General features: G+C 42.7%; 13 protein-coding genes. 9 read left to right on the top strand and 4 right to left on the bottom strand.

Annotation, left to right across the window (positions count from 1 at the left end; all coding sequences use genetic code 11):
* The first annotated feature begins 67 nt into the window (after window positions 1–67).
* The 3 genes from ACOOE0_RS03995 (at window position 68) to ACOOE0_RS03985 (ending at window position 4,551) form a co-directional block, all read left to right on the top strand.
* Complete coding sequence (locus tag ACOOE0_RS03995) at window positions 68–2,749, top strand: TonB-dependent receptor (protein ID WP_420401184.1); 2,682 nt, start codon at window positions 68–70, stop codon at window positions 2,747–2,749.
* 89 nt (window positions 2,750–2,838) lie between these two features.
* A complete protein-coding gene (locus ACOOE0_RS03990; protein ID WP_420401183.1) occupies window positions 2,839–3,276 on the top strand; it encodes a hypothetical protein in 438 nt (145 codons plus the stop codon).
* A gap of 204 nt (window positions 3,277–3,480) precedes the next feature.
* Window positions 3,481–4,551 (top strand): hypothetical protein, encoded by a 1,071-nt coding sequence (locus tag ACOOE0_RS03985; RefSeq protein WP_420401182.1) that lies wholly within the window; start codon window positions 3,481–3,483, stop codon window positions 4,549–4,551.
* A 9-nt stretch (window positions 4,552–4,560) separates the two neighbouring features.
* On the opposite strand, the gene ACOOE0_RS03980 is transcribed toward ACOOE0_RS03985, so the two are convergent.
* A complete protein-coding gene (locus ACOOE0_RS03980) occupies window positions 4,561–5,598 on the bottom strand; it encodes an endonuclease/exonuclease/phosphatase family protein (protein ID WP_420401181.1) in 1,038 nt (345 codons plus the stop codon).
* 107 nt (window positions 5,599–5,705) lie between these two features.
* On the opposite strand from ACOOE0_RS03980, the gene ACOOE0_RS03975 reads away from it, so the two are divergent.
* Together ACOOE0_RS03975 and ACOOE0_RS03970 are read left to right on the top strand one after the other, a co-directional pair.
* Complete coding sequence (locus tag ACOOE0_RS03975) at window positions 5,706–8,444, top strand: TonB-dependent receptor (RefSeq protein WP_420401180.1); 2,739 nt, start codon at window positions 5,706–5,708, stop codon at window positions 8,442–8,444.
* 49 nt (window positions 8,445–8,493) lie between these two features.
* On the top strand, window positions 8,494–9,822 hold the full coding sequence (locus ACOOE0_RS03970) for a DUF5689 domain-containing protein (protein ID WP_420401179.1): 1,329 nt from the start codon (window positions 8,494–8,496) through the stop codon (window positions 9,820–9,822).
* Here the strand turns inward: ACOOE0_RS03970 and ACOOE0_RS03965 are convergent.
* Window positions 9,819–10,349 carry a hypothetical protein gene (locus tag ACOOE0_RS03965; RefSeq protein ID WP_420401178.1) on the bottom strand — a complete coding sequence of 177 codons (531 nt, stop codon included), beginning with the start codon at window positions 10,347–10,349 and terminating at the stop codon, window positions 9,819–9,821. The genes ACOOE0_RS03970 and ACOOE0_RS03965 overlap by 4 nt on opposite strands.
* Window positions 10,350–10,436: 87 nt before the next feature.
* Window positions 10,437–11,051, bottom strand: coding sequence for a DinB family protein (locus tag ACOOE0_RS03960; protein WP_420401177.1), 615 nt, complete (start codon window positions 11,049–11,051; stop codon window positions 10,437–10,439).
* 317 nt (window positions 11,052–11,368) lie between these two features.
* Here ACOOE0_RS03960 and katG point away from each other — a divergent pair, with 317 nt between their 5' ends.
* The 4 genes from katG (at window position 11,369) to ACOOE0_RS03940 (ending at window position 15,574) form a co-directional block, all read left to right on the top strand.
* On the top strand, window positions 11,369–13,585 hold the full coding sequence (katG, locus tag ACOOE0_RS03955; RefSeq protein ID WP_420401176.1) for a catalase/peroxidase HPI: 2,217 nt from the start codon (window positions 11,369–11,371) through the stop codon (window positions 13,583–13,585).
* Window positions 13,586–13,678: 93 nt separating this feature from the next.
* Window positions 13,679–14,158 (top strand): ankyrin repeat domain-containing protein, encoded by a 480-nt coding sequence (locus ACOOE0_RS03950; RefSeq protein WP_420401175.1) that lies wholly within the window; start codon window positions 13,679–13,681, stop codon window positions 14,156–14,158.
* A gap of 10 nt (window positions 14,159–14,168) precedes the next feature.
* Window positions 14,169–14,792, top strand: coding sequence for an NUDIX hydrolase (locus tag ACOOE0_RS03945; RefSeq protein ID WP_420401174.1), 624 nt, complete (start codon window positions 14,169–14,171; stop codon window positions 14,790–14,792).
* 5 nt (window positions 14,793–14,797) lie between these two features.
* Entirely contained in the window at window positions 14,798–15,574 is a 777-nt protein-coding gene (locus tag ACOOE0_RS03940) for an amidohydrolase (RefSeq protein ID WP_420401173.1), read from the top strand.
* Here ACOOE0_RS03940 and ACOOE0_RS03935 read toward each other — a convergent pair.
* Window positions 15,558–17,177, bottom strand: a complete 1,620-nt coding sequence (locus ACOOE0_RS03935) for an Ig-like domain-containing protein (protein WP_420401172.1) — start codon at window positions 17,175–17,177, stop codon at window positions 15,558–15,560. The genes ACOOE0_RS03940 and ACOOE0_RS03935 overlap by 17 nt on opposite strands.
* Window positions 17,178–17,209 lie beyond the last annotated feature (32 nt).

Genomic DNA, 17,209 nt, shown 5'->3' with positions numbered 1-17,209 from the left:
CTTAATCGGGATAACTCAGAAATACAGCACTTTTGCAGGGCTATTTAAACTATTTAAACACTAGAAAATGAAAACAATTTACTTGGCATTTGTGGCTATGCTTACTTCGACTATGGCATTTTCACAAGGGACCATCACTGGTACAGTGGTGGATGGAGAACTGGGAACCGGGCTTCCCGGGGCAAGTGTGGTGCTTCAAGGCACAGACAATGGAACATCAACCGATTTTGACGGTAATTTTACACTGGAAGTATCAGGTGACTCTGGTACATTAGTAATCTCTTACATTGGATTTGTTTCCAAAACTGTTTCTTTCAACTCAACAGGAAGCGTAGGAAGCATCTCATTACTTCCGGATGCGGAAGAACTGGAAGGCGTTGTGGTTGTAGGAACAGGGATTATTGACTTGGCTAGCGATAGACAAACCCCTATTGCTGTTTCGTCAGTGCCAATTAAGATTATTCAAGAAAAAATTGGAACACAGGATGTGACCATGACCTTGGTGAATACTCCTTCCGTTTATGTATCTGGTCAAGCAGGTGGTTTTGGAGATACCAACATGAGGGTAAGAGGATTTGATCAAGACAATACTGCCTTCCTTTTAAACGGGCAACCCATCAACGGTATGGAAGACGGATTGATGTACTGGTCCAACTGGTCTGGTCTTAACGACATCGCTTCTGGGGTACAGATTCAAAGAGGTCTAGGTTCTTCCAAGCTTGCGATTTCATCGGTTGGGGGTACAGTGAACTTTGTGACCAAGGCCACTGAAATGAACGAAGGTGGATTTGGTTACACTACGGTGGCCAACAACAATTACCTAAAGACTTCTGCTGGATATAACACTGGAATCTCAGAAAAAGGATGGGGTGTTAGTGCTATGTTCTCCCACTGGCAAGGTGATGGTTTCAACGAAGGAAACTATGGAGAAGGTCAAACGTATTTCTTGTCCATTGGATACAGACCCAATGATAAGCACAATTTCAACTTCTTGATTACCGGTGCTCCGCAGTTCCACGATCAAAACTTTACCAAACCCATCGCCGATTATTTGGAGTACGGTTTGAACTACAACAACAACTGGGGTACGTACAACGGGGAGTACATGACCGAAAGAAGAAACTTCTACCACAAACCTGTATCGAACCTAAACTGGGACTGGAACATCAACTCCACAACCAATTTGTCTACCGTTCTTTATGCCTCTTGGGGTAACGGGGGTGGAACAGGTAACCGTGGTAACCGAATCAGAACAGATGAAGGTAGAATAGATTATAATGCTATTTACGCCCAAAATGCGTTGGTGCCAAATGGAGCTGGGGTATACTTTGGTGCTGATGATGCTTACATTACAAGAGCTTCCATGAACCTGCACAGTTGGTATGGGTTAATTTCAAACTTGGAAAAACAACTTTCCGATAACCTTACTTGGAACGTAGGTTTTGACCTTAGGACTTACTATGGAAAGCACTTTAGGGTAGTTTCCAACTTCCATGGATTGGAATCTTGGAGAGAAAACATTCGACTAAGAGACCAAAACAACAACCACGATACTTTTGGGGGCTTTGGAACCTACAAGTTTGTGAATGCTACGGAAAGCTTTAGACCTTCAGGATGGTCCGCAGCCTTCAACAGTTATGACGAAACTGAAAAAATTGCATACAACAATGAGGAGCGTATTTCTTACGGAGGTTTGTTCACACAGTTGGAATATGCTACCGATCAGTTCTCTACCTTTTTCCAAGGATCTATTTCCAATCAGTACCACCAAAGATTTGATTTGTACCAGTACGCAGATCAGGCCTTGATCAACGGAACATCTCCACAAGGAACGGATGAGCCATTGCCAGCTGGAATCACTGATGGGGTGGATTCTGAAAAAGTAAACAACTTTGGATATAATGCCAAAGCAGGCTTTAGCTATAAGCCAACTACCCAGCACAGCTTCTATGCCAATGTTGGATACTATAACCGTCAGCCATACCATGACAACATCTACCTAAACTTTACCAATCAAGTAAATCCATTGACCGAGAACGAAAAGATTTTTGGTTTGGAAGGTGGATATGGTTTTAGAACCAATGTTTTCTCCGCTAACGTTAATGTGTACAGAACTTCTTGGAAAGATAGGGTTGTAACTAGCTCTGATGTTGTGGATGATGTGGTACAGTATACCACAAACTTTGGTACAGAACAGTTGCACACAGGAGTTGAATTTGATGCCAAAGTCAGACCTAACGATGTAATTTCCTTTAATGCTTTTGCATCCATTGGTGATTGGCAATACAAAGGGGAGGCAGTTACCCAGGTTACTGATGAAGAGCGTAACGTGATCAGCACTGAAAACAACGACTTTGATGGTGGTAAAGTGGGTGGTGCCGCTCAACTTTCAGGTGGACTTGGCGTAAACGTTAGGTTTAATGACATGTTCTCTTTTGATTCCGATTTTAGACACTACGACAACCTATATGCAGATGTGGGCGCTATCAAGGAAAACTTGAAATTGCCATCCTATAGCATTGTGGATGCGGGATTGACTTTCACCATTCCTGTAGGGGCTGAAAAAGCCAACAGATTGAAGGTGAGAACCAATATGAACAATGTTTTCGATACAGAATACATTTCAAGATTGACAACTGCCAATATGGTGGAGGCTGGAGACGAAACCTATGATGGTTTAAATGTCTCTAACCGAGGTTATTTTGGATGGGGTAGAACTTGGAACTTGACGCTGAGATACGATTTCTAACAGCTGCTCCTTATAATATCAAACCCTCGCCAAACGCGGGGGTTTTTTATTTGCAAAATCCGTACTTTTAGGATTCACAAACTAAACTCATGGAGATTCTAAAAAACCTGCATTCCTATTTCGCTTATATTGTTTTGGCTATTTTGATTTTGGCCTTCGTAAATGCCCTTATGGGGCTATTGGGCAAAAGAGAGTTTGCCATGCACAAAGATTTAAGAATAAGTCTTTTTGCCCTGATCTTGACCCACATTCAATTGTTAATAGGTCTTATCCTCTACTTTGTGTCCGCAAACGGCCTTCAGGCCATACAGACCTTGGGCATGGGTGGTCTTAACTCCGCAGCCCGCTTATTAGCCGTGGAACACCCTTTTGTCAATATCTTGGCGGTGGCTTTGATCACTATCGGATGGTCCAAGCATAAGAAAAAGGAAACCAGCAACGCTAAGTTCAAGAGCATTACGATCTTTTATGGATTGGGATTGCTGTTTATCTTAAGCCGTATTCCTTGGGGACAGTGGTTTAGCTAGACTCCCTTCCTAGCTGGCATAATGAATAGATAGGCCTTATTGATTTTGCCGGCCTATTCTGTTTTCGTATCTTGGGTTCAACAAAAAAAGCATAGCCCTTTGCGCCTAGCGCAGAGGGTTTTTGTGTTCTAATGGGAATCATATTCCTGTGTCCAGCCTCTATTCAACCTCACGGTAGCGTATCTATTAATTAAATATAAAACCATGAGAATCTTAACCTATTTATCCAGTTGTATAGCGGTCATTTTTTTAATTGCCTGTTCAGGAGGGTCTTCAATAAAAGACATTACCCAATCCCCCTATTATTGGTCACCCATGGAAATTGACACCACTAAGCTATTGAGTCAAAAATTCTTTAGCAAAATCCATAAAAACAACTTGGGAAGCTATGTTTTTGCCAATGAAACTATAGAGAGGGAGTGGGAGGACGAAGGCAAATTTGTTACCACCTATGATATGTCCAAAATGGATGAGGAACCCTTGTTCTGCAGATTGTTTGTAAACTACAACACAGGTCCGGCGGAAATTTTTAAAAGGTTCTCCGTGAACCCTGGGATACCAAGAAATGCCCATTTGAGGTACGACTATTTTGTGGACAGCCTACAGGCAGAGTATTACTACAACTACAAAACCTCCAAAGAAGAAAGGGGTTGGGAATCTGTTCGCTATCCCATTTTTGAGCCAGGAGTTCTGGAAGAATCGGATGAGGAAGAAACCGAAATTAGCATACAACAAGCTCGGATTTGTGAAGCCCTACTCAAGCACCAAGGCTATATAAAAGCCAAAAAGGATAACTCTGTGCTGCTGGGATTAAAATATTCCTTGGCCGATGGAAGTTCTGGTGGTGGATGGGCTTACAAAGATACTTTGGAAATGGCCTATGGTCAAGTACGCCTGACCAATGTGAAAGAAGGATTGGAATGGATCAGCAAGATTCCCAAATTTAAGGTTCCAGAGGCATTCGAACCAGATAAAAAGTTGGAAAAAGAAGCCTTGGAACTAATGAAAAACTATGCCAGGAACAGCGGTTGGAAGGAAAAGTTTAAGAAGGCGATAAAAACAAGCGATTATCGCATCAAACGAAATAAATTCTCAGGTGTAATTGAAGGCAGGACCATTACTTTTGCCCTTATTGCCGAGTGGCCCGATGGTTCATGGACCAGCCAATATTTCAACACCTATCAGGTTCATGAGGGAGGAAATGATTTTGGAAGCCTTAGTTACCATGGCACTGGAGATCAACATTTAATTTGGGGTGATGCAGTTGATCTTTAGGGTCCTATCCTAGTTAACCTCTTTTATCAAAAACAAATACACCGGAAAATGGTCACTGTACCCTCCGGTGTAGTTTTTTCCAGAATAAGTGCGTTTGGGATACCCCTTATATTTTCCATTTTGGGTTTTAATAAACGGGGGAGCAAAGATTTGGGCTTGCCAAAAGAAAAACCCAGCTTTATTGTCATGGACTAGGTTGGGAGTCATAAAAAATTGGTCAAAAAGATTCCATTGGTCTCTATAAGCCAAAGTTCCCATTCCTCTTTTGTACATTTTTTCCATAGGATTAAAAAGGGAAAGACTGTCCAACTTGGATACCGTTCCTCTGGTTCTTAGTATCCTTTTTAAACTATGGTCCCTAGGATCATCATTAAGGTCTCCCATTGCAATGATCTTTGTATCTGGGTTCAACCTCCTTATGGAATCCATGATTCTTTTGTTAAGCAAGGCAGCCCTAACCCGTTTGGACTGGCTTTTAGTGGCACCTCCTCGTCGGGAAGGCCAGTGGTTCACAATAAAATGTAGTTCTTCCAGATCCATTATACCGCCAACTACAAGCTGGTCCCGGGTATAATCCCGTTCTCCCATTTCATCAAACAAAAGCAGCCTATGGCTTTTAAAGGAGGTAGGGATAAAAACGGATTTTTTATAGAGCAAGGCCACATCAATGCCACGGGCATCCGGAGAGTCAAAATGGACAATACCGTAATCTTTTGCCTGTAAATTGGGATGATTCACCAAATCTTCCAGTACCCCTTTATTTTCCACTTCGCAAAGTCCTAGAATGTCAGGTGATGTCCCGGTTTTTTCCTTGCCCAATTGGGCCAAGACCTGCGATATGTTCTGGATTTTTGCCTCGTAGCGATTTTCTGTCCAGCGGTAGGCACCTTCAGGAGTACGGTCATCATCAAAGATCAAGGTGTCGTTGGTGGTGTCAAATAGATTTTCAACATTATAAAAAGCAACAGTTCTGATTTTGTAGCTCGCTTCATTTTGTCCCCATAGACAAAACGGCAATAGTAGGAATGAGTAGGTTAAAATTTTCATTTGGGTTTTGTTTTCTGTACTAAAATTACTAAGATTGTTCGCTTTTCTTACAAAACATCTAGTAATAACCCCAAATTTTATTCTGATTAACCTACAAAGGCTAACATATGAGAACAACTATGTTCTTTGTGCTGCTATGCTATACCAACCTCCTATTTGGACAGCACAGTATAGAAATTTCAGGGACCATAAAAGATGGATCAAACCAAATTCCTGTTTCGGGGGCTTCTATAAAAATAGAAGGATTTCAACAAGAATATCATACCGGGGTTGATGGTAGTTTTACCATTGCCCTGAATTTTGAGGGGGATTTTATAATTCATATATCGGCACCGGACTACTTGCCCAAAACATTTGAGCTTTTTCTGGAAGGTGAACCTATTGATTTGGGAGACATTTTTTTGGAAAAGGATATTACCCTGGAAAAAAGTGACAATCTCATAACCTTGACAGATAACGAACTTTCGGATGAGGATGGTTTGCTTTCAGGATCTATGGGAATGTTACAGTCCACTAGGGATATCTTCCTTACTCGAGCAGCATTTGATTTTGGACAGGCATTTTTTAGGATTCGTGGATATGATTCCCAAGAGGGGGAGGTATTGATCAACGGAATCCCTTTAAACAAAATCTGGGATGGAAGACCACAATGGAACAATTGGGGCGGACTCAATGATGTAATCCGAAATCAGACGTATACCCATGCGCTGGAAACGAACCCAAATACGTTTGGTGGAATCTTGGGAAACACCAATATAGATATAAGACCTTCTGGATTTAGATCAGGTCTGCGGGTTTCCAGTTCTATGTCCAACAGAACGTATAGGAGCAGGCTAATGGCGACCTACAGTTCAGGCCTACTGGAAAGTGGTTGGGCCTACTCCCTTTCTGCCTCTAAAAGATGGGCTAATTCAGGCTATGTTGAAGGTACTTTGTATGATGCCCACTCCCTTTTTGGCGCTCTGGAACATAAATGGAACAACAAAAACAGTTTGGTCATAAGTACAGTTATGGCAAACAATAGAAGAGGTAGGTCAGCGGCACTGACCGAGGAAGTATTTGACTTGATGGGAAATCGCTACAATCCATATTGGGGGACTCAGAATGGGGAAACTAGAAACTCAAGGGAACGCAAGATTTTTGAACCTATGTTCATGGTCAATCACTTTCTTCAATCCAATAAAATGAACTGGACTACAGGAATTATGTATCAGAATGGTAGTGTGGCAAAAGATAGACTGGCTTACTTTAACGCACAGAATCCTGACCCTACCTATTACAAATATGTCCCCAGTTATCATGTCAATGGTTCTTTTGGAGCCGATTTTGCCAATGCAAACTTGGCCAAGGAAGCTTTATTGGATCATCCGCAATTGGATTGGGAACAGATTTATGCGGTGAACAGCAATTCTACAGATGAGCCTGCCTCCTATGTGCTTTCTGAAGATGTACAGAACGAAGAACGGTTCATGCTTGCAAGCAATATGCAATTAGACCTTGCGGAGAGTTTGGAATTGGGTCTAGGAGCAAACATGGAAGTTTCCAGTATCCAGAATTATGCTAGCATCAAGGATTTACTTGGAGCCGAATTTCTAGATGACAGCGATTCCTTTTCATCTACTCGGAACGATGTTTTTGGGAATCCAAACAAAACCGTAGGGGATAGAATAAGCTACAACTTTGAATTGGATTCCAAAAGGCTCAAGGGGTTTGCACAAATGCAGATTAAAAGAAAAAAATGGAATGCATTTGTTTCAGGAACACTGTTTCAATGGAACGCACAGCGGAATGGATTGTATCAAAATGAACGATATCCCGATCACTCATTTGGAAATGGGGAGGAAATTTCATTCACAGGGCTAAGCGTAAAATCAGGAATGACCTACTTTTTAAACGGGAGGCACTGGATAATGATCAATGGCGCAAAAATCAACCGAGCTCCAGTACTTCAAAACCTATTTATTAACCCAAGAGAAAACAACCTAATTGTTCCTGATATTCAGAATGTAGCAATATCCGCAATTGATGTTGGTTACTATATCCGGTTACCGGATTTAAAAGGCCGCATTAGCGCTTTCTATACCAGATTTCAGCACGCACCGGATGTCAATTTCTTTTTTGTGGATTCAGGCCTGGGCTCGGATTTTGTTCAGGAAGTGATTACGGGTTTGGACAAGTTACACAAAGGCTTGGAACTGGGTTTGGAGTACAAGGCCTCCAACGAGCTTAAACTTTCCATTGCGGGTAATTTGGGCAGCTATGTGTATGCCAGCGACCCAGAGATTCAGCTCTATTTTGACACTGCTGGCAACGAGGAAGACCTAATCAATAATGAAGGGAGTGTGCAATTGGGAACAGCGACAATCAAGGGGTTAAAGTTGGCTCAAGGGCCACAAACAGCGCTATCACTTGGAGTGGAATACAGAAGTCCAAAATATTGGTGGCTGGGGACAACGGCGAACTATATGGATCAAAGCTATGCAAACCTAAGTACCATAAAACGCACCCAGAGTTTCTTGTTGGATCCTGATACACAAGAACCACTTCCAAATGTTACCCATGCCGATGTTGGCAGATTACTAAAACAACAAAAGTTGGATGAAATTTATCTATTGAACCTTGTTGGCGGAAAGTCCTGGTTGGTGAATAAGAAATACATAAGTGCCTTTTTGAGCGTGAACAATGTATTCGATTCCGTATTCAAGACTGGGGGATATGAACAGAGTAGGAACGGAAATTATCGGCAAATGCTACAAGATAATTTAAGTGGAACCCCATCTTTTGGCCCCAAATATTGGCACAGTTACGGCAGGACCTACTTTTTAAATCTTGCTATAAACTTTTAAAGATGAGCAAATGAAAATGAAAGTGAGGATTCTTTTAAAAGGGTTGGTCATGTCAACAATAATTTCAGCCTGTGTTCCGAATTCCGATTTCAACGCACCTCAGCCGAACTGTGATAATATTTTAGCTGCCAACACAACGTTTCAGGAATTGGAAGAGATGTATTCTGGTGACGCATTTCGGATACAAGAGGATTTGATAATTGAGGGTTATGTCATCTCTTCAGATGAAGCAGGTAACTTTTTCAATGAGGTTTATCTCCAAGATAAGACCGAAGGTCCAACAAAGGGGCTTCTTTTGGAAGTGGAACTAAGTCCTGCATACCTACATTACCCACTTGACACAAAGGTATTTGTCAAGCTAAAAGGATTGTTTTTGGGAATGAGTGGTGAAACCTTGAAGCTAGGAAGCTCGTTTACTTCCTTTGGCAATGTTTCCGTAGGGCGATTACCCGCTTTAAAGGTACAAGACCATCTTATAGCTGCATGTGATGAATCGGGGTCGGTGGTACCGATACCCACGACTATTGCGCAGTTAGATCAGGTGGGATCAAATACCCTGATCAAATTGAAGGATGTAGAATTTGGCGAAGATGAACTTGGCCTAAACTATGCTGAACCCCAGGAGGAGACTATTCGTATCCTCCAAGATTGTGAGGAAAATAAAATAGAGTTATTGACCAGTGGTTATGCCGATTTTCAGAAAGAACTGCTGCCGGGAGGCAAAGGAAGTATCACCGGGATCTTAAAAAGGGATGGTGAAAAATATCAATTAGTGATTAGGGATATTACAGATTTGGATTTTGCCAACGAGCGGTGTCCAGAGATTATAACTGAGTTTACTTCCAAAGACATTTTCATTTCGGAATTGGCAGATCCGGATAACAATACTGGAGCCCGTTTTGTGGAGTTGTACAATTCATCCAATCAAGCCTTGGATTTAAATCTTTGGACCTTGCGCAGATACACCAATGAAAAAACGGAAGTAAGCTCCTCTATAGACTTATCGGGCCGAGTGATAGCCGCAAAAAGCACCTTCGTTATTTCTCCCAATGCGGAAGAATTCGAACTGGTTTATGGTTTCCCTCCTGACATGAGCGTTTCCACCAACAGCCCTGCTGATTCCAATGGGGACGACAATCTTGAGCTTGTGGATCCCTTTGGAACCATAATTGACGTCTTTGGTGTGGTGGGAGAAGATGGTTCTGGAACCAACCATGAGTTTGAGGATGGGCGCGCACTTCGGAACTCGGAGGTAACCCAAGGAAACCCAACCTACACTTTTGGGGAGTGGATCATTTACAATGATTCAGGAGATGCAGGGACAATCAACCAACCCCAAAATGCCCCAGGAGATTTTACCCCAGGCCATTTTGATTAAAAGGGTTTGTATCCAAACTTTTGTCCCCCCACGGAGGCATCGGCCATAAGGCCAGCTTTGGGCAGGGCAAATACGGCAACACCATCCTTGTATTTGGCATTAAAGGCAATCCCGGATTTCAGGGCAACCGCACTAGTTTCCGCAGCAAACTGGAATTTTCCTTCCTTAAAGCGCTCCAAGTCTACCTCGGTTTCAAAAAAGATAATCTCAATAATGGCCTGTCCACCAGCTTGCAATCCCACGTTCAATTTTTTCAGATTGGCCATGCCTACTACCTCTCCATTTTCATAAACCGCCCCATTTCCAGAAGCACCTCCTATTATAAATCCACCTTTGCCCACATTGGGGAAAAGCACGTAGCCGGCAGAATTGTCAAAGAATCGTTGTAGGCCCCTATCGGCTTTCAAAAGGGTTTTTTTGGCCCGTTTGGCATCATTGATGATCTTACGGTCTTTTTTATTTTGGGCTGTGGCGGTAAATGCGAAGAGCATAAGAGCCACCAAGGCAAAGGATTTAAATAGTTTCATGTTCCTGTTCTTTTTTATCCCATCAAAATTAAAAAATAAACCCCGTCCAAACAGGAAGGGGTTTGCCAATAATTGTTAAACAATGAATCAATCCACATTGGATGGAAACAACTTGTGATTCATTACTTCCTTCATTTGGTTGACATGTCGTTCCGTATGGCCGGACATAAACAGGATCAGCTGCACCCCGTCTATGGTTCCAAAGGGTAAATCGCTACTGTAAAGATTTCGTAGGTCATCCTCTGTGCTTTGCATATAGGAGATGTGCTCTTCCCGCTTGTCCATGAAAGCTTTCACGGTGTCGTCATGTGATCCAAATTTTCCTGAAGGTTCAAACGGTTCGGCGGTTTTTACCTTGTTGGAACGATCCAAGATGATTCCCATAAGCTGTTCGTCATTCATTTTTACGGAGTCTTTCAAAGCAGGATTGGGCCCAGCAGCCACCGCTTTTTGGATCAGCCCCCCAAAAGCATTTTCTGAAATGGTCAAGTGCTCTACGCAGTCTGCAATGGACCAAGCGTCTTCTTCCGGTTTAAAGGTCAATTGGGCCTGGCTCAATCCTCTCAAAACTTTGGACATCTGGTCCCTAGTTTCCTTAAGATGTTTCACTACCTTCTTCCGATCATCGTTGGAAAGTTTATTGGTATCTGCACTAAAGCTGAATAACAAGAGTGCAACTAATGGCAAAATCAATTTTTTCATGTGTGATGGATTTTAGATTACTGTAGGTACCTTATTATATGGACGTTTAAAGATAATCCAATTGGACATCTTTAGGAACTTATTTCATCTGGAGCTAATAGGGTCAATTCAAAAATAAAGCAATTTTCCGCTACTAAGGGGGTCATATCCGCCAAAATATGGTTGAAATTGGGCAATTGGGGAGAGGTGTGAACAGCAATGTTGAATAGATAATATTTATGTTTTAATAGTATTTTAATATGAATTGTCTATTCTTCGGAAAGGGGATTTCCTATCTTTATAAAGGTTAAAAAATCACATTAAAACAACATACTATCATGAGCAAAGAATTAGCAAGTTCAGCAGGGAATGGAATGGATGAGGGCATGTGTCCATTTCTCAACGGAACGCTGAAACAAGGAGCGGGAGGGGGAACCTCCAACCGGGATTGGTGGCCCAACCAACTCAATTTGAACATCCTTCGCCAGCACTCCAATCTGGCAGACCCTATGGATGCGGATTTTGACTATGCCACCGAGTTCAAATCCTTGGATTTGGATGCTGTAAAAAAAGACCTTACCGATTTAATGACGGATAGCCAAGACTGGTGGCCAGCAGATTATGGCCATTATGGACCCTTCTTTATTCGCATGGCTTGGCACGCAGCCGGGACCTATCGTATTGCAGATGGTCGCGGTGGTGGTGGAACAGGCTCTCAAAGATTTGCACCCTTGAACAGCTGGCCGGACAATGCCAATTTGGATAAAGCTAGATTGTTATTGTGGCCTGTTAAGCAGAAATATGGCAAGAAAATTTCTTGGGCCGATCTGTTGATTTTGGCTGGAAATATTGCCCATGAATCCATGGGACTGAAAATGTTTGGGTTTGCGGGAGGCCGAGAAGATATTTGGCAACCAGAAGAGGATATTTATTGGGGTTCTGAAGCTGAATGGTTGGGGAACAAAGCAAGGTATAATGAGGATGGAGAATTGGAAAAGCAACTGGGAGCGGCCCATATGGGATTGATTTATGTAAATCCGGAAGGACCCAACGGTAACCCTGACCCTATAGCTGCTGCCCATGACATAAGGGAAACCTTTGGCAGAATGGCAATGAACGATTATGAAACCGTGGCTTTGATTGCTGGGGGACATACGTTTGGTAAGACGCACGGAGCGGCCAGCGATGCCGAATATGTGGAAGCTGAACCGGCTGGGGCCTCTATTGAAATGCAGAGTATGGGCTGGAAGAACAACTTTGGTTCTGGTAAGGGAAGCGATACCATTACGAGTGGTATTGAAGGAGCCTGGACAGATACCCCTGCTCAATGGAGCCATAAGTTTTTGGAAAATCTTTACGCCTATGAATGGGAATTGACCAAGAGCCCTGCTGGAGCCCATCAATGGAAACCTAAAGATGGAGCTGGAGCCGGAACTATTCCAGATGCGCATGACCCTGAGAAAAAACATGCACCTTTTATGCTGACCACGGATTTGTCCCTGCGTATGGATCCAGAATATGGGAAAATCTCCAAACACTTTTTGGAAAATCCAGAGGAATTTGCTGATGCTTATGCTCGCGCTTGGTTTAAACTGACACATCGTGATATGGGACCGGTAAGTCGTTATTTGGGCTCGGATGTACCCAGCGAGGAATTGATTTGGCAAGATCCTGTTCCTGCCGTTGATCACGATTTGGTGAATGATGGAGATATCTCTGAGTTGAAATCCAAGATCCTTGACTCTGGGTTGTCTATTTCGCAATTGGTATCAACAGCATGGGCATCTGCGTCCACTTTCAGAGGTTCAGATTACCGGGGAGGGGCCAATGGGGCACGAATTCGTTTAGCGCCGCAAAAGGACTGGGCGGTAAACAACCCGGCCCAATTATCCAAAGTTTTGGAGACATTGGAAAATATCAAGAATGACTTTGGAAAAAAGGTTTCCCTGGCTGACTTGATCGTTCTTGGAGGTTGTGCGGCTGTTGAAAAAGCGGCCAAGAATGCAGGCCATGACATAACCGTACCTTTTACACCGGGTAGAACCGACGCTTCTGCAGAGCAGACAGATGCAGAATCTTTTGAGGTCCTGGAGCCGGTAGCAGATGGTTTTAGAAACTATTTAAAACGAAAGTACTCCGTGAAATCAGAAGAGTTATTGGTGGATAAAGCCCAATTGCTTACCCTAACCGTTCCTGAAATGACAGTATTGGTCGGTGGAATGCGGGTCTTGGATACCAATGCTGATAAATCCCATCATGGGGTGTTCAGCAATCGTACAGAAACCCTGACGAACGATTTCTTTGTTAATCTTTTGGACTTGAATACCACATGGTCTGCAACTTCTGATGATGATGAGGTGTTTGAAGGACATGACCGTAAGACTGGGAATTTGAAGTGGACCGGGACCAGGGTGGATCTTATTTTTGGATCCAATACGGAGCTGAGAGCCATTGCTGAAGTTTATGGAAGTAGCGATGCCCAAGGGAAATTTGTGGGCGATTTTGTTTCCGCTTGGAACAAAGTCATGAACTTGGACCGATTTGACCTTGCGTAAGAAAGGTCTTCAATAGAAAAGGAAAATTAAACACAAAAGACTGTCACACCCACCAAGGTTGTGGCAGTTTTTTTTATAATTTTAATTGATCAAATGAGCAAGACAGAAGAGCTTTTCAATGCGGTAAGAAATGGTGATAAGGTTGCCGTTTCCGCATTGTTGGAAAATGACCTAGCCCTCTTGGAAACCAAAGATGAAAGAGGGTCTACCCCATTAATTTTGGCCACATACTACAATCACAAGGAAATTACGGAATTACTTTTGGCCCAAGGCGCCAGTATAGATGCCACGGATGGATCGGGCAATACTGCCTTGTTGGGCGTTTGTTTTAAAGGATATACGGATTTAGCTGAACTGCTGATCAAATCGGGCGCCAATGTGGACCATGTAAATAGCATGGGAGCCACGGGCCTAATATATGCCGTTACCTTTAATAGATTGGATATGGCACAATTACTTATCCAATATGGAGCCAATATTGACGTTAAAGATGGAAGGGGAAACACTGCATTGGATCAAGCCAAAATGCAGGAAAATGAAGATTTGATAAAATTATTGGAATCAAAAACTTAGCCAATACCATATGGATTCAAAGGAACAGCTTAACCTCATCAAACGAATAAAGGCCTTGGCAGAAGCTGGCCTGGTGTTCACCCAGGACGACTACGATAAGGAACGTTATGAGGAACTCAAGAACATCAGTTTAAAATTGATGGCATTTGTGGCTGATGAACCCATGGAAGTAATACAGGACTTTTTTATGCCCCAACAGGATTATCCCACACCCAAGGTGGATGTTAGGGGTTTTGTCTTGAATGAAAAGGACGAAATTTTGATGGCCAAGGAAAGTGTGGATGGCAAATGGGCCGTTCCCGGAGGTTGGGCCGATATTGGTATAACCCCATCTGAAATTGCCGTCAAGGAGATTGAGGAGGAGACTGGACTAAAGACAGAGGTTGTTCGCTTTTTAGGTGTTTACGACAAACAGGTTCACCCGCACCCGCCAGAGCCTTACTACATCTATAAACTATTTTTTCTGTGCAGGATAACAGGGGGAGAATTAAAGGCAGGATTTGATATGCTCGATGCTGAGTTTTTTCCTCTGGATCAACTCCCAGAACTTTCCCAAGAGCGCATTTTGGAAAGCCAGTTAAAACATCTCTTCCAACTGGCAAAATCTTCGCAAACCGATGTTTATTTTGATTGACGCTTATGTCTGAAAAGCTAAAAGTAGCCCTGGTCCAGACGGCGTTGCATTGGGAAAACCCAGAGGCCAATAGGACCATGTTTAGTCATAAAATCGAAACAATCCAGGATGATTTGGACCTCATTGTGCTACCAGAGATGTTTACATCGGGCTTTACCATGTCTCCCCAAAACATCGACCCCACAGAAGGAACTAAAACGATAAGTTGGATGCAGGATTTGGCAAAAAAATCCAGTGCTGCCATAGTGGGAAGCGTGGTTATCCAGGAAAACAATCAAAACTACAATCGGTTGATTTTTGCGCACCCTGACGGGCACGTAGATAAATACGACAAAAAACACACCTTTACTTTGGCAGGAGAGGACAAAGTGTACACCGCAGGAACTGAGCGGTTGGTGATAGACTTTAAGGGATTCCGTATTTGTCCTTTGATATGTTACGATCTTCGTTTTCCAGTTTGGGCACGAAATACAGAAGCCTATGACGTTTTGATCTATGTGGCCAATTGGCCCAAGCCAAGAATTGGAGCATGGGATGCTCTTTTAAAGGCACGTGCCATAGAGAATATGTCCTATTGTATTGGGGTTAATCGAATTGGAGTGGATGATCTAGCTTACGAATATTCTGGACACTCTGGGGTGTATGATGTGCTTGGTAATACTTTGGCGTTTTCCGAAAAGGAAGAAATCCTCTATGTGGAGTTGGAGAGAGAACACATTACAACCTATAGAAACAAACTTAAATTCTTGGAAGACCGAGATGATTTTAGTTTGAAACAATAAAAGTCTGTTCCAATTCCCAATTGGCACGAACGTCAATGGGATCTGGATAGTAACTGACTCTTTCGGGCTGAATTTTCTTTAGATAACTGCCGGTATCCCATTTACCATTTCCGTTGTCATCAAAAATTACTCTAATATTGTATTGCCCGGGTTCCAAGTTTTTGAATTCGAAAGTCTTGGGTTGCTCTGCAAAAAGTTCCCGTAGCATATTGCCACGGTCGTCCGTTAATTGGGCAATCATGGGGTAACGAACGGCCCCGCCAACATTCAAACGCAGGTTTCCGTAATCAGCGTAGCTTCCTGTTGAAAATCGGTAATTGAGGGTATCGTTCTGTATACCAAAAAAGTCCGTGATGGCGCCAGGCATGATTTCAAAGGAATAGCTTTGGTTGGGTTCCAAGGCAAAATCAAAATCCACCTTGTTCTTGATGGAGTCCAAGGAATAAGTAAATGGCGTATTGATGGAATCGCTTATAAAAAGTGCGATCTGATTGGAATCCAAAGCGGCAATGGGTGTGCTGGCCAATATGCTAAAGGTATCCTCAAAATTGAATTGGCGGCCAATGGAAGTGCTAAGTTTGAGCGAATCCAAGGGCAAATTTCTGGTTTTCACCGTAAAAGTGTCCACCTTTTGCATCTTTTCATTGCTTACGGTAAATATGATGGAGTCCAAATCCGTGGGGGTGATCCAAAAATCCAAAGTGTCTTTTTCGCGATCTTTCAGAATCAGTGTTTGGACCGAATCAGCAAGCTCCGTTATACTTTCAATTCTGATATCCCTGTGATCTCCTTGATAGCCAAACAGGATATGGTTTTTGGCGACATAACTCGGCACGGAAGCACTGTAATCAGGTTCTTCCAAAAACATGTTCAACAGATAAACGGAATCTGTGGGTACAGTAATGGTATCATATAAAAAGCCAATTTTATCCTGCCGTTGGTTAAACATGTTGTTCTTGTTTACATCTTTAACGGCCACAAGAGCATATTTTCCAGCCTTTAGATTTTTTAGTTCAAAAAAGGGAAGACTGTCCAACGTATTGGTGATGTAATTTGGTACGGTCTTATAAATGGTGGAATCGGTATAAGCGGTGTCAATCTCATACAACATAACACTTACAAACTGATCTGCCCTTCGGTTAAAGGCGTCCTTTACGGCCCCAGAAAGAGAAAGGGAATCAATATAAGTGCCTGTGGAAAACACATAGGTAAGAAAGCTGTTGGGATTTCCTTCATTGTTGTCCACTATACTTTGACCAAAATTCAAGGTATAGGTGGTATTTTCCTGAAGGGTATCCTTTATAGTCACCTCAATGTATTTGTTTGCCCCTCCCAAAGGTGTGATTTCTGGAGAGTATTTAAGAGGCGGGGATACGATCAATTGGTTTTGTACGTCTTCCAATTTGATCAGCTCATCAAAGTACAAACGGATTTTCTCAGCCTTGAATTCCGTGGTAAAATTCTCCGGTTCGGTTCGTATCAATTGGGGTGGGGTCAAATCCTTTGGGCCACCCGATGGATTGCCTCGTTTTGCACATTGCCAAAGGGCCAGAGCCATCAGCAACAAAAAAGAAAGACTCAATAGTTTTTTAAGGTACTGCATGTAAAACTAGTGTGGGACAAAGAAACAACTAA

Origin of the sequence: Flagellimonas sp. (assembly GCF_965215805.1) — a bacterium.
In the GTDB taxonomy this organism is placed as follows: Bacteria; Bacteroidota; Bacteroidia; order Flavobacteriales; family Flavobacteriaceae; genus Flagellimonas.
This window is presented reverse-complemented; position numbering and strand designations above follow the sequence as displayed.

Coding starts and splice junctions, on each gene's coding strand:
- ACOOE0_RS03995 (WP_420401184.1), top strand. CDS start 68: ATGAAAACAATTTACTTGGCATTTGTGGCTATGCTTACTTCGACTATG.
- ACOOE0_RS03990 (WP_420401183.1), top strand. CDS start 2,839: ATGGAGATTCTAAAAAACCTGCATTCCTATTTCGCTTATATTGTTTTG.
- ACOOE0_RS03985 (WP_420401182.1), top strand. CDS start 3,481: ATGAGAATCTTAACCTATTTATCCAGTTGTATAGCGGTCATTTTTTTA.
- ACOOE0_RS03980 (WP_420401181.1), bottom strand. CDS start 5,598: ATGAAAATTTTAACCTACTCATTCCTACTATTGCCGTTTTGTCTATGG.
- ACOOE0_RS03975 (WP_420401180.1), top strand. CDS start 5,706: ATGAGAACAACTATGTTCTTTGTGCTGCTATGCTATACCAACCTCCTA.
- ACOOE0_RS03970 (WP_420401179.1), top strand. CDS start 8,494: ATGTCAACAATAATTTCAGCCTGTGTTCCGAATTCCGATTTCAACGCA.
- ACOOE0_RS03965 (WP_420401178.1), bottom strand. CDS start 10,349: ATGAAACTATTTAAATCCTTTGCCTTGGTGGCTCTTATGCTCTTCGCA.
- ACOOE0_RS03960 (WP_420401177.1), bottom strand. CDS start 11,051: ATGAAAAAATTGATTTTGCCATTAGTTGCACTCTTGTTATTCAGCTTT.
- katG (WP_420401176.1), top strand. CDS start 11,369: ATGAGCAAAGAATTAGCAAGTTCAGCAGGGAATGGAATGGATGAGGGC.
- ACOOE0_RS03950 (WP_420401175.1), top strand. CDS start 13,679: ATGAGCAAGACAGAAGAGCTTTTCAATGCGGTAAGAAATGGTGATAAG.
- ACOOE0_RS03945 (WP_420401174.1), top strand. CDS start 14,169: ATGGATTCAAAGGAACAGCTTAACCTCATCAAACGAATAAAGGCCTTG.
- ACOOE0_RS03940 (WP_420401173.1), top strand. CDS start 14,798: ATGTCTGAAAAGCTAAAAGTAGCCCTGGTCCAGACGGCGTTGCATTGG.
- ACOOE0_RS03935 (WP_420401172.1), bottom strand. CDS start 17,177: ATGCAGTACCTTAAAAAACTATTGAGTCTTTCTTTTTTGTTGCTGATG.